This is a genomic window from Apibacter sp. B3919, assembly GCF_026537405.1.
Classification (GTDB): Bacteria; Bacteroidota; Bacteroidia; order Flavobacteriales; family Weeksellaceae; genus Apibacter.
The window spans coordinates 39502-52379 of sequence record NZ_JAFNMG010000005.1 but is presented as its reverse complement, the minus strand read 5'-3'; the positions used below and the strand labels follow the sequence as shown (position 1 = coordinate 52379).

Below are 12878 nucleotides of genomic sequence, written 5' to 3'. Positions count from 1 at the left end.
TTTAAATAAATGAAAAAATTAATAATTACAGGAGGTGCCGGATTTATCGGATCTCATGTAGTCAGAAGGTTTGTAAATCAGTATCCGGAATATAAAATTTTAAATTTAGATGCATTAACTTATGCCGGTAATTTAGAAAATTTAAAAGATATTGAAAATAAGCCTAATTACCAATTTTTAAAAGCCGATATAACTAACGAAGAACAAATAAAAGAAATATTTTCTGAATTTCAACCGGATGGAGTAATACACTTAGCCGCTGAATCTCATGTAGACAGATCCATAACCACACCTTTAGAATTTGTAAAATCTAATGTTATAGGAACGGTTATTCTTTTAGATGCTGCAAAAAAAGTATGGAATAATAATTATGAGGGTAAAAGATTTCATCATGTATCCACCGATGAAGTGTATGGTACATTAGGTGAAACCGGTTTTTTTACTGAAGAAACAAAATACAATCCTCATTCCCCTTATTCGGCTTCAAAAGCCTCATCTGATCATTTTGTAAGAGCATATACAGATACCTATGATTTACCGGTGGTAATTACCAATTGTTCTAATAATTATGGTCCCAATCATTTTCCTGAAAAGTTTATCCCGTTGTTAATTCATAATATCTTAAATAATAACCCTTTACCTGTATATGGTGATGGAAATTATACCCGTGACTGGTTGTATGTAATTGACCATGCCGTAGCTATTGATCTGGTTTTTCATAAGGGAAAAAACAAAGAAAATTATAATATTGGAGGATTTAATGAATGGAAAAACATTGATTTAGTTCACTTATTATGTAAATTGATGGATAAGAAATTAGGAAGAAAAGAAGGAGAAAGTGCCAAATTAATAACTTTTGTTAAAGATCGTCCCGGACATGATTTACGCTATGCTATTGATGCTACTAAAATAAACAAAGAGCTAGGATGGAAACCTTCCGTAAATTTTGAGGAAGGATTAACTAAGACTATTGATTGGTATATGGATAATCAAGATTGGTTAAGCCACGTAACCAGTGGCTCATACCGAAAATATTATGATGAACAGTATGATTTAACGTAATACCTATCATGAGTAAAATAAGTGTATTTATTTTTTCGTTGTTACTTTTAATAAGTTCTTGTACACAAAGTAAGGAAAGTAAAAAACAAACAACGAATACCTATCAAAAAGAAGGATTATCTATTAATTTACCTTTACATTGGAAAGTTAAAAACGATTATTTCAAAGAAGGTGTTAGATATCTGGAATTAGACAAATACACAAATTACAAAGTAGAAAGTACCATAGCGATTAGCATTTTTAATAAAAAATTATCTGCCGACTCTATAGTAAGTGATCAAATCAATCAACTTCAATTTTTTTATCAAAAAGTAAATTTTAAAGTTACAAGCAAAAATAAATCAACCCATCTTGGTAAGTTTAATTGGATAACTACCTATTACGAAGCCGATGATACCAGAGACAAAGTATACGGTGAAGTAGGGGTTATGCACTATGAAGATAAAACAATTACTTTACAAATAGTTGAAGATAAAAATAATACCGATAGGTCGGATTATAATGTTATGTTTAATACATTTATAATAAAATAATTATATGAAAGGAATTATATTAGCTGGAGGATCCGGAACACGATTATACCCACTTACCATTGCAGTAAGTAAACAACTTATGCCTGTTTATGATAAACCTATGATCTATTATCCATTATCGGTTTTAATGGATGCAGAAATTAAAGATATATTAATTATTACCACACCTCATGATCAAGAGGCATTCAAAAAATTGTTAGGAGACGGTTCAGATTTCGGGTGTAACTTAACTTATGAAATCCAACATACGCCGAACGGTTTAGCTCAAGCTTTTGTTATTGGTGAAAAATTTATAGGAGATGATTCGGTGGCATTAATATTAGGAGATAATATTTTTTATGGATCAGGCTTAAGCCAATTATTGAGATCCAAGACCAATCCAAAAGGAGCTATAGTTTTTGCTTACCATGTAAATGATCCGGAAAGATATGGGGTAGTTGAATTTAATGAAGATATGAAAGCTATATCCATAGAAGAAAAGCCATTAAATCCAAAATCAAACTATGCAGTACCGGGATTATATTTTTACGATAATAAAGTAGTAGAAATAGCAAAACAATTAAAGCCGTCAGCTAGAGGAGAGTATGAAATTACAGATGTAAACAAAGTATATTTAGAAAACGAAGAGTTGGAAGTTGGAGTAATGGACAGAGGTACAGCTTGGCTGGATACCGGAACTTTTGATTCTCTTCATGATGCTACGGAATATATACGTGTAATTGAAAAAAGACAAGGTATAAAAATTGGATGTATTGAAGAAACTGCTTATAAGAGAGGATTTATTACTATTGAAAAATTATATGAGATTGCTAATAAATATGGAAAAAGCGGATATGGAGAATATCTTAAAAATATTACCTATTATAAACGTTAGTACTTATTATTAAATGGAAGAAACTCAAAAATGGACTGAAAATATAAGTGCAAAGCATTCTTTATTAGATTTTAAGCTTAAAGAAATTTGGGATTATAGAGACTTATTAGTCCTTATGGTAAGGAGAAATTTTGTTGCTAACTATAAGCAAACCATTCTAGGCCCCCTTTGGTTTTTTATAAATCCAATTATAACTTCTTTAATGTTTACTGTTGTTTTTGGAGGGATTGCCGGTATAAAAACAGATGGAATACCGGGAATTTTATTTTATTTATCGGGTTTAACTCTTTGGAATTATTTTCAAGATTGCTTAGCGGGAACTTCATCAGTATTTAGAGATAATGCAAGTATTTTTGGAAAAGTATATTTTCCTCGCTTAATCATGCCTTTGTCAATAGTTATTGGTAATTTATTGAAATTTTTAATTCAGTTTATTTTATTTCTGATATTTTTGTTTTATTATATATTTAAAGGAATTCATCTTCAAACAAATATATATGCTATTTTACTTCCTATTTTACTTGTTCTTATGGCAGGTATAGGACTAGGTTTAGGTATGATTATTAGTTCCATGACAACTAAATATAGAGATTTATCCTATTTATTGTCATTTGGAGTGTCATTACTTATGTATGCTACTCCAATCATTTATCCTATATCCATGATTTATAACAAACTTCCCGAAAATTTTCATTGGTTAGCTATGATTAACCCTATTTCACCGATCATAGAAGCCTTTAAATACGGCTTTTTAGGAGAAGGAGTTTTGAGTTGGGGAGGCTTATTATATAGTACTCTATTTGCTTTTTTTAGCATATTTTTTGGTATCATAATTTTTAATAAAGTGGAAAGAAGCTTTATGGATACTGTATGATATGTAAATTATTATATTATCAAAAAATTTATAAAAAATATATTCATTACTTTTCAATATGAATTTAGCAATAAAAATAGAAAATATTTCAAAACTATATAGATTAGGTCAGGTAGGTACCGGAACTTTACAGCAAGATTTAAAAAGATGGTGGTGGAAAACGATGGGAAAGGGAGATCCCTTTGCTAAAATAGGGGAAACGAATGATAGAACGACAAAAGGTTCTTCAGATTATGTATGGGCATTGAAAGAGGTTAGTTTCGACGTTAAACAGGGTGAGGTCTTAGGTATTATAGGGAGAAATGGTGCAGGAAAATCAACCTTGTTAAAAATACTATCTAAAACTACATCTCCTACATCAGGATGTATAAAAATTAATGGTAGAATAGCATCTTTATTGGAAGTGGGAACCGGTTTCCATCCGGAATTAACAGGCAGAGAAAATATTTTTTTAAATGGGGCTATTTTAGGAATGACTAAAAGAGAAATACGATCCAAATTTGATGAAATCGTAAATTTTTCGGGTGTTGAAAGGTATATAGATACCCCCGTGAAAAGGTACTCTTCAGGAATGTATGTTCGGTTAGCATTTGCTGTAGCAGCACATTTAGAACCTGATATTCTTATAGTTGATGAAGTATTAGCTGTAGGAGATGCGGAGTTTCAGAAAAAATGTTTGGGTAAAATGAAAGATGTTAGTATTAATGATGGAAGAACCGTTTTATTTGTAAGTCATAATATGGCTGCCATCAGAACTCTCTGTAATCAAGGGGTTGTAATGCAACATGGTGGTGTGTCTTATATCGGGGGAGCATTAGAATCTGTAGAATACTATCAAAAATTAACTAATATTTCATCTTTTCTTGAACATAAAGGAGATATTGAAACAGCTCCGGGTAATGAAAATATTAAAATACTTAAATTTAATACTCAACCGATAAATGGAAGTTATCTAACAATCTCTTCAGGAGTACAATTTGAATTAGTATTTTATAATAATAAAGTTGGAATAAATTTAGATGCTACATTTGAATTACGTAATTCAGATGAAATAACTATTTTTCATACAGGAGAATTAATAACAAAAAATAAAGATTCAAAAAGAGGTATTTATAAGGTTACAGGTCAAATAGATCCTAATTTTTTAAATGCAGGAGTTTATAAATTTAATTTGATTTTTGGAGAAGATCAGAGATATCCATTATACATACAAAACGAGGTAATTCAATTTGAAATAATAAACGAATCTTTAGGGTTTAACAGTAATTTACTTCCAGGTGTATTACGACCGGATCTTAATTTTTCAAATAAATTTTATGGATAGAACGAATAAACCAAAGATTATTGAATTACCAAAAATAGGGTCTTCTATATTGGGATATATTACGGTTGCTGAAGAAAATCGTAATATTCCATTTGATATAAAAAGGGTTTATTGGACTTATTTTACTCCACAGGATGTACATAGAGGAGGTCATGCTCACAAAGATCTTGAACAGGTGATATTTGCGCTTTCCGGGACTATTGAGTTTAACATAGAAGATATATATGGCAATAAATCAATATTTATCTTAGATTCTCCCGAAAAAGGATTATATATACCCTGTAAAATTTGGAGAGATATAAAATTTTCACATAACGCAGTCTTATTATGTCTAGCTTCTGAATTGTATATTGAACAAGATTATATAAGAGATTATGACGAATTTAAAAAATTAACGAAATGATTAAAATTCATCCAACATCGGATGTACAGACTCATAATATCGGGGATAATACTTTCATTTGGCAGTTTTGTGTAATTTTAAAAAACGCAATCATCGGTAATAATTGTAATATTAACTTTAATGTTTTTATAGAAAACGATGTTACAATTGGAAATAATGTAACCATAAAATCCGGTGTTCAGATTTGGGACGGAGTCACTATAGAAGATGATGTTTTTATTGGTCCCAATGTTACCTTTACCAATGATTTAATACCCCGTTCAAAGCAATATCCTAGTGAATTCCAAAAAACAATTATAAAAAAAGGAGCCTCCATTGGAGCAAATTCTACTATTATAGCAGGACATAGTATTGGAGAATATAGCTTAATTGGAGCAGGAAGTGTAATAACTAAAGATATTCCCCCCTATACGGTTTGGTATGGCAATCCCGCAATTCAACATGGCATAATATCAAAAGAAGGTAAGATTCAAAAATTATGATAAAATTTTTAGACTTAAAAAAAATTAATCTTCAATTTCAAAAAGAAATCGAAGATGAAATTATAAAAGTATATCGGTCAGGATGGTATCTTTTAGGAGAAAAAGCTAAAGAATTTGAAATTAATTTGGCAAAATATATTGGAGTAAAAGAAGCGATTGGAGTAGCCAATGGATTGGATTCTTTACGATTAATAATTAAAGGATATAAAGAATTAGGAGTAATAAATGAAGGGGATGAAATAATCGTTCCTGCCAATACATACATAGCTTCGGTTTTAGCTGTTTCAGAAAATGGATTGATTCCAATTTTTGTAGAACCAGATGAACGAACCTTTAACATAGATATATCAAAAATTGAAGAAAAGATAACCCCTAAGACTAAAGCAATCATGCTTGTCCACTTATATGGACAAGCCGTGTTTTCCAATGAATTAAAATTATTGGCACAAAATTATAATTTAAAAATTATTGAAGATAATGCTCAAGCAATTGGAGCCGAATGGAAAGGAACTAAAACCGGAAACTTAGGAGATGCTTCGGGTTTTAGTTTTTATCCGGGGAAAAATTTAGGAGCTTTAGGAGATGCGGGAGCAGTATGTACCAATGATACTGAATTAGCGCAAATTGTAAGAACGTTGGCTAATTACGGGTCACAGAAAAAATATGTGAATAAGTATCAAGGATTAAATAGTAGGTTAGATGAAATACAAGCCACAGTTCTTAATCTAAAATTGAAATATAATGATCAAGAAAATCAGAAAAGGAGAGAGGTTGCTAATTATTATTTAAACCATATTAAAAATCCTAAGATTGAATTACCTAAAATTGAAAATTGTCTTCAAAACCATGAGCATGTTTGGCATATATTTGTAATTAAATGCAAACAAAGAGATGAATTACAAGAATATTTATCAAAAAACAATATTCAAACTTTAATTCATTATCCTATACCCCCTCATAAACAGGAAGCATATTCAAACTATAATCATTTACAATTACCAATAACAGAAAAATTAAGTAGAGAAATTTTAAGCATTCCCATTTCACCTGTTTTAATTCAAGATGAAATAAAAAAAGTAGTTGATCAAATAAATCAATTTTAAATTATAAACTTGTTGTGGACAAAGAATTACCTTTAGTTAGTATAGTAGCTATCAATTATAATAATAGTAAGCATCTAGTAGAAACTTTAGATAGTATTGATCAGCAAACGTATAAGAACATTGAATTAATAATTGTTGATGATTGTTCCACAGATGATAGTGTAAAAAAAATAGATCAGTGGTTGCTCACTTATAATAAACCATTTCAATTTATAAAGCATACTGAAAATAAGGGAATTTGTAAAACTATAAATGACGGATATAAAGTGGCCAAAGGGAAATACATTTCATCGATAGCAACGGATGATCTCATGTTACCTAAAAAAACTGAAATCCAAGTACAATTATTAGAGAATACAGATGATCGTGTAGGAATGGTATTTTCTGATGCTTTTCTTATAGATGAAAATTCAAGTCCTATAGAGAGCAAATTTATTGAAAAATATAAATCTAATGTATTTCATATAAATTCCGAAAATATTTATGAAGATTTATTAAAAGGGAATTTTATACCGGCTATGTCCATAATGATAAAAAGTAAAATTTTTTCGAAAATTGGATATTTTGATGAAAGCTTGAATTATGAAGACTATGATATGTGGTTGAGAATAGCTGAAATATACAAAATACTTTATTCGGATTACATTTCCGCTAAGTATAGGATACATAACAGTAGTTTTACACAAGTTTTATCAAGAGATAAATGGGTGGTTGATGATATTAAAATATATAATAAACATAAAAATAAGTCGCCAACAGCCCAACGTGCTTTTAATTATTTAATAAAGGATTCTTTTATAAAGGATAATAAAAATCTATATAAATATTTAAAAAGTATGAAAATAAATAAAAGGATCACAATTATGTGCAAAATATGGGGTATAAATGCTTTATCACATAAAAATAAAATAAAACTATATGAAAAATCTCTTAATTTGATTTCCTTTTATTATAAATTACAAGCAATTTTAAGCAATAAAAATGGATAAATTAGTAACTATAATTATTCCAGTTTACAAAAAAGAGTTATCTAATCTTGAAAAAATATCTTTTAAACAAGTTTTAAAAATTTTAGGGAAAAGATATTCTATCTGTCTTATTTGTCCTGAAAATTTGTCACTAAATTCGTATTATACAATAGCACAAAACTACGAGACTATTAACTTACAACATAAAAGATTTCCATTATTTTTTTTTGAAAATATAAAATCATACAATAAATTAATGCTTAGTGTAGATTTTTATGAAAAATTTTTAAATTATAAATACTTGCTAATATACCAATTAGATTGTTATGTATTTAAAGACAAGTTGGAATATTGGTGTAATCAAAACTATGATTATATTGGAGCACCTTGGTTTACCTATTCAATATATAATTTAACAAAATTTAAAAAATTAAAATTTTTTGCCAAACAGTATTTTAATTCTATTTTAAAGAAGAAGGTTACTGAAAATTCATTATATTATAAAGTTGGAAATGGTGGGCTTTCATTGCGTAAAACAGAAAAGTTTTACCAAATTTTATTGAATTACGATCAAAATATTATAGATCAATATACAAGTAATGACTCAACTTCTCTTTTTAATGAAGATGTATTTTGGAGTTATGAAGTAAATAAAGGATTTATAAAAAAGTTGAAAATACCAAATTATAAAAAAGCAGTACAATTTTCTATAGATCCATGCCCCAATATTGCAATGAAATTTATTTATCCCGAACTGCCTTTTGGCTGTCACGCGTGGCAGAAAAATAGTATATTTTGGAAAAATTATATTAAAGATAAATAGCCTTATTTCATAATTGAATAATGAAAAAAATTCTAATTCTTACCCCTATTATTCCTTATCCGCTATCTGAAGGTGGAATAGTAGCTCAATATGCAATTGCAGATTATTTAAGAAAAAAAATGAAGCTCATTTTTATATTTATCTTAAAAAAGCAAAATCATATAATAGCGGTTGAAGAATTAAAAAAACAATGGCCGGAAGTAGATATCTACACTATTAATTGTATTCCTAAAAAAATTAAAAAACCGTTAATTAAAAATTTTTTTAATAAAATTATAACTTTCTTATATAAATTATCAAACCTTCTTTCAACTAAAGATAATATACTTATTACGAAGAATATTTTTCAAGAAGATTTACAAAATTGTGTAAATTTTATCAGACCCTTAAATAAAGATTATATTGAAAAAATAAGTGAAATTTCTAAAAAAGAAAAATTAGATATCATACAAGTTGAACATTTTGGATTCATGAATTTAATTTTTACGCTGCCAAAAGGCATTCCAACGGTTTTTGTACATCATGAGCTTCAGTTTGCTAGATTAAATACTTCAAGACAAATCATTAATTCAGAAAAACTCAATGATTACAACTACAACAACTACGTTTATAATCTTTTAAAATGTATGGAAAAAGCAATATTGGAGAAGTTTTCAGCAGTTATAACATTTAGCGATATTGATAAGAAAAAGTTGGAACAATTATTATCATTGGATAATATATATAATTCTCCATTTCCTATTTTAGAGAGTGCATTTTGTAAATATGCTAAAGAAGAATTTACTATTGAAAAATTGATTTTTGTTGGTTCAGATGTACATTCTCCTAATTTTGATGGACTAAGGTGGTTTATTAATGAATTATATGAAGAAGTATATCGTGAAACTCATTTAAAATTAGAAGTTATTGGAAATTGGTCAATTGAAAATCAAAAATTATTTGAATCTTATGAAAATATTAAATTTTTGGGTTTTGTAGAGAACTTGCAATCATATTCTCGTAATAGTATTCAAATAGTTCCTATAAGAACAGGTAGCGGTATAAGAACTAAAATACTATATTCAATGGCGCAATTTACTCCTGTTGTCACAACTATAATAGGAATAGAAGGAATTGATGCAAAAGATACGGAAGAGGTTATGATTGCAAAAAATGGAAAGGAATTTATTGAGAAAATTAAATATTTATTTGACCATAAAGAAAAAGCCTATCAAATAGCTGAAAAAGCACAAAATTTTGTTAAAGCTAATTATACACAAGAAGTATTAGGAAATCGTCGTTTGGAAATTTATCAAAATTTAATTGATAAAAAAATATGAAAAATGTTTATGCTATAATCGTTATTTATAATGGAATGAAAAAGAATTGGATACAAAAATGTTTTGATTCCATTTTCAATTCTTCTATAAAAATAAATATAATAGCAATTGATAATGTTTCTACAGATGAAAGTGTTCAGTTTATTAAGAAAAATTATCCATCCGTTGAGCTTATCGAAAATCAATCAAATGATGGTTTTGGGAAAGCTAATAATATAGGAATTAAAAGAGCATTTGAAAAGGGGGCAGACTATTTTTTTTTATTAAATCAAGATGCATGGATACAGGAAAGAACTGTTGAAGTGTTATTAAAAAATAGTATAGATCATCCGGACTATGGAATTTTAAGTCCTATACATATGAATGGGGAAGGAAATTTAATTGATCAAGGGTTCTACAATTGTGTAAATCCTTACAAAAGTAGGTATCTTTATTCTGTATTAAGTACACATAAAGTAAGTGAAGAATTAATTTGTGATTTTGATTTTGTTCCAGCTGCCTGTTGGCTTCTTTCCAAAAAAATTATAGAAAAAATTGGGGGGTTTAATCCAACTTTTTATCATTATGGAGAAGATGATAATTATGTCCACAGAATACATTATTTTTCATTGAAAGTGGGGGTAGTTCCTTCTGTTAAAGTTTATCATGATAGGGAAGAAAGACCTCCTCATGTATATTTTGATGCATTACTAACAAAATATAAAAGAAAAGTTTTATTAGATATTTCAAATCCACTTTTAAAAGGAAATAGAAAATTAGTTGAATACAGATTACTTTTAGCAGACTTATTTAAAGCCCTTCTTTTCTTTGATAAGAAATCAATCAAACTAATATTTGATAAGTTTAAAGTTGTATTAAAAATAAAAAAGAAAGAGATATTAAAAAATAAAAAAGTTTCAGAAAAAGAAGGAATGAATTTTTTGTAGTAATTTTACATTTCTATAGTATAAAGCTAAAAAAAATCGGGTTATTAACCCGATTTTTTTGTCCTAATAATTAATTTTTTATAATTTTTTTAGTTATTACTGTTTGATTTGAAATAACGTTAACAATATAAATACCGGAAGGCTGAGTTTGTATGTCCACATAAATTTCGTTTATTCCATTGAATTTTTTAGAATAAATAATACCTCCGTTTATATTAGAAATTTCAATAGACCCTTCGGATATATTTCCTAAATTAATACTAAATAAGCCATTGTTTGGATTGGGATATACATTAATCTGAGGTTCTGTAGTTAAATAATTATTAAAAGCAAAGTTTGCTTTTTTACCACAAGCAACCAAATCTGCATTCTTAATAAAATCTTTCCACTGATCAGCTTCTGCATAGGCACAAGTATTAGCAATTAATTGAGTAGCTATTGTGTTGACACCTTTAAATACATTTTTTCCTAATGCAGGAGGGGTTGGATTATTGCTAAATATTTTTTCTAAAGTAGAATTTTCTATAAAAGCAGAATTGCCTATATAATTAACAGTTGAAGGAATTACAATCTCTTTCATTTTAGCATAAATAAATGCATTATCTTCTATGATTTCCAATAAAGGGGGTAAAGTTACATTACCTCTAAATTGTGAAAACGTCAAGCTGGATATTTTTTTTAGGTGTTGAGGTAAAACAACATTACCTGTAAAAAAAGTAAACGATCCGGTGTTGGAACCTGGATTAGAAGAAAAAGTATTTAATTGACAATTTTTAGAAAAATCTAAAGTTTTATTCTCAGTTAAATTTAAATTTTCAAAAGCTCTATCTTTAATTTCTGTTAATATAATTGATTTACAAAAATCAAGTTTATCTATATTAGCGTATAAGAAAGCTCTATGATCGATAACCCTTAAAGCTACAGGTAAGCAAACACTTCCGTTAAATTTAGAAAACATATAGCTATAAATTCTAGTTAAATTTATAGGTAAAATAACATGTCCTGTATAATTTGAAAATGTGCCTGAGGCAGAATTTACATGCGGTGGGAATGACTTTAATTTAATATTCTTAAGAAAATTTATGGTTTTATCCGTTGTAATTTGTAAACCTTCAAAAGCTCGGTCTTTAATAGTACTTAAATTAGGAGTACTGGAAAAATCAAGTTTATCAATTTTAGCAAATAAGAAAGCCCTTTGCTCAATAGTTTCTAAGGCAGAAGGTAAAATAACGCTACCCGTAAATTGAGAAAACATAAGATTTGAAATTTCTTTAAGATTATTCGGTAAAATTACGTTTCCAACAAACCCTGTAAATGGTCCTGAAGCAGCACTACCATAAGGAAGAAAAGAATTTAATTTTAAATTTTTAGAAAAATCTAATGTATTGTTGGTTTTAGTTAAAGTAAGTCTTTCGAATGCAGAGTAATTAATAGTATTTAAATTAGGAGTACTGGAAAAATCAAGTTTATCAATTTTAGAGTATATAAAAGCTTTGTGCTCTATAGTTTCCAGAGCTGCAGGTAAAGTAATGCTACCGGAAAATTGAGCAAACATTAGATTTGATATTTTTTTAAGATTATTTGGTAAAATTACGTTTCCTACAAATCCAGTAAAAGGACCTGCAACAGAACTACCATATGGCAAAAAAGAATTTAATTTTAAATTTTTAGAGAAATCTAAAGTATTATTGGTTGTTGTTAAGGTTAGCCCTTCAAATGCAGAATAATCAATCGTATGTAAATTAGGAGTATTAGAAAAATCTAGTTTATCGATTTTAGCAGCTAAGAAAGCCTTATGTTCAATAGTTTCTAATGCAGAAGGTAAAGTAATACTTCCTGAATATGAAATGAAAGTGTTGGAAGGTATTACTTTAAGAGTTGCAGGTAATGATATATGGCCTTTGAAATTAGAAAAAGCCCCTTTTGGTAGATTGTTGTCTGATAATTTTACTTTAGTTAAATCCAAATTATTAAGAGCAGACATTTCCCGTATCGTTTTAATGTCTTCATTACTTATTGAACCTGTTAACTTAAGGTGAGTTATTTTACTTTTATCAGAAGTAACTAATTGGGATAAGGTTCCGGGTAATTTAACATCTAACTCTTTATAAACTTGTGCATGGCAAACTGCTCCTATTAAGAAAATAGAAAGCATAAAAAAAATAAATTTTTTCATAATAATTAATT

At 28.2% G+C, this 12878-nt stretch carries 13 protein-coding genes; 12 read left to right on the top strand and 1 reads right to left on the bottom strand.

Annotated features, from left to right (window positions below):
- Window positions 1–9: 9 nt before the first annotated feature.
- From rfbB to J3U20_RS08600, 12 genes are read left to right on the top strand one after another with little or no spacing between them, the layout of a single operon-like run.
- A complete protein-coding gene (rfbB, locus tag J3U20_RS08655) occupies window positions 10–1062 on the top strand; it encodes a dTDP-glucose 4,6-dehydratase (RefSeq protein WP_160542888.1) in 1053 nt (350 codons plus the stop codon).
- A gap of 8 nt (window positions 1063–1070) precedes the next feature.
- The gene (locus J3U20_RS08650) at window positions 1071–1595 is read left to right on the top strand and encodes a hypothetical protein (RefSeq protein WP_160542887.1); all 525 of its coding nucleotides are present in this window, start codon (window positions 1071–1073) and stop codon (window positions 1593–1595) included.
- Between the two features lie 4 nt (window positions 1596–1599).
- On the top strand, window positions 1600–2469 hold the full coding sequence (gene rfbA, locus J3U20_RS08645; protein WP_160542886.1) for a glucose-1-phosphate thymidylyltransferase RfbA: 870 nt from the start codon (window positions 1600–1602) through the stop codon (window positions 2467–2469).
- 13 nt (window positions 2470–2482) lie between these two features.
- Window positions 2483–3343, top strand: a complete 861-nt coding sequence (locus J3U20_RS08640; protein ID WP_160542885.1) for an ABC transporter permease — start codon at window positions 2483–2485, stop codon at window positions 3341–3343.
- A gap of 58 nt (window positions 3344–3401) precedes the next feature.
- Window positions 3402–4667 (top strand): polysaccharide ABC transporter ATP-binding protein, encoded by a 1266-nt coding sequence (locus tag J3U20_RS08635; RefSeq protein WP_160542884.1) that lies wholly within the window; start codon window positions 3402–3404, stop codon window positions 4665–4667.
- On the top strand, window positions 4660–5070 hold the full coding sequence (locus J3U20_RS08630) for a sugar 3,4-ketoisomerase (RefSeq protein WP_160542883.1): 411 nt from the start codon (window positions 4660–4662) through the stop codon (window positions 5068–5070). Before J3U20_RS08635 ends, J3U20_RS08630 begins: the two co-directional genes overlap by 8 nt.
- Window positions 5067–5552, top strand: coding sequence for an acyltransferase (locus J3U20_RS08625; RefSeq protein ID WP_160542882.1), 486 nt, complete (start codon window positions 5067–5069; stop codon window positions 5550–5552). The genes J3U20_RS08630 and J3U20_RS08625 overlap by 4 nt, the downstream gene beginning before the upstream one ends.
- Complete coding sequence (locus tag J3U20_RS08620; protein ID WP_160542881.1) at window positions 5549–6655, top strand: DegT/DnrJ/EryC1/StrS family aminotransferase; 1107 nt, start codon at window positions 5549–5551, stop codon at window positions 6653–6655. The genes J3U20_RS08625 and J3U20_RS08620 overlap by 4 nt, the downstream gene beginning before the upstream one ends.
- A 14-nt stretch (window positions 6656–6669) precedes the next feature.
- A complete protein-coding gene (locus J3U20_RS08615; RefSeq protein ID WP_160542880.1) occupies window positions 6670–7644 on the top strand; it encodes a glycosyltransferase in 975 nt (324 codons plus the stop codon).
- On the top strand, window positions 7637–8446 hold the full coding sequence (locus J3U20_RS08610) for a DUF5672 family protein (protein ID WP_160542879.1): 810 nt from the start codon (window positions 7637–7639) through the stop codon (window positions 8444–8446). The genes J3U20_RS08615 and J3U20_RS08610 overlap by 8 nt, the downstream gene beginning before the upstream one ends.
- Before the next feature lie 20 nt (window positions 8447–8466).
- On the top strand, window positions 8467–9765 hold the full coding sequence (locus J3U20_RS08605; RefSeq protein ID WP_160542878.1) for a glycosyltransferase: 1299 nt from the start codon (window positions 8467–8469) through the stop codon (window positions 9763–9765).
- On the top strand, window positions 9762–10691 hold the full coding sequence (locus tag J3U20_RS08600) for a glycosyltransferase (protein ID WP_160542877.1): 930 nt from the start codon (window positions 9762–9764) through the stop codon (window positions 10689–10691). The genes J3U20_RS08605 and J3U20_RS08600 overlap by 4 nt, the downstream gene beginning before the upstream one ends.
- A 70-nt stretch (window positions 10692–10761) precedes the next feature.
- On the opposite strand, the gene J3U20_RS08595 is transcribed toward J3U20_RS08600, so the two are convergent.
- A complete protein-coding gene (locus J3U20_RS08595) occupies window positions 10762–12867 on the bottom strand; it encodes a leucine-rich repeat protein (protein WP_160542876.1) in 2106 nt (701 codons plus the stop codon).
- Window positions 12868–12878: the final 11 nt, after the last annotated feature.

Excerpts from the sequence above, each read along its gene's own strand:
- rfbB (WP_160542888.1), top strand. The coding sequence starts at position 10 with ATGAAAAAATTAATAATTACAGGAGGTGCCGGATTTATCGGATCTCAT.
- J3U20_RS08650 (WP_160542887.1), top strand. The coding sequence starts at position 1,071 with ATGAGTAAAATAAGTGTATTTATTTTTTCGTTGTTACTTTTAATAAGT.
- rfbA (WP_160542886.1), top strand. The coding sequence starts at position 1,600 with ATGAAAGGAATTATATTAGCTGGAGGATCCGGAACACGATTATACCCA.
- J3U20_RS08640 (WP_160542885.1), top strand. The coding sequence starts at position 2,483 with ATGGAAGAAACTCAAAAATGGACTGAAAATATAAGTGCAAAGCATTCT.
- J3U20_RS08635 (WP_160542884.1), top strand. The coding sequence starts at position 3,402 with ATGAATTTAGCAATAAAAATAGAAAATATTTCAAAACTATATAGATTA.
- J3U20_RS08630 (WP_160542883.1), top strand. The coding sequence starts at position 4,660 with ATGGATAGAACGAATAAACCAAAGATTATTGAATTACCAAAAATAGGG.
- J3U20_RS08625 (WP_160542882.1), top strand. The coding sequence starts at position 5,067 with ATGATTAAAATTCATCCAACATCGGATGTACAGACTCATAATATCGGG.
- J3U20_RS08620 (WP_160542881.1), top strand. The coding sequence starts at position 5,549 with ATGATAAAATTTTTAGACTTAAAAAAAATTAATCTTCAATTTCAAAAA.
- J3U20_RS08610 (WP_160542879.1), top strand. The coding sequence starts at position 7,637 with ATGGATAAATTAGTAACTATAATTATTCCAGTTTACAAAAAAGAGTTA.
- J3U20_RS08605 (WP_160542878.1), top strand. The coding sequence starts at position 8,467 with ATGAAAAAAATTCTAATTCTTACCCCTATTATTCCTTATCCGCTATCT.
- J3U20_RS08600 (WP_160542877.1), top strand. The coding sequence starts at position 9,762 with ATGAAAAATGTTTATGCTATAATCGTTATTTATAATGGAATGAAAAAG.
- J3U20_RS08595 (WP_160542876.1), bottom strand. The coding sequence starts at position 12,867 with ATGAAAAAATTTATTTTTTTTATGCTTTCTATTTTCTTAATAGGAGCA.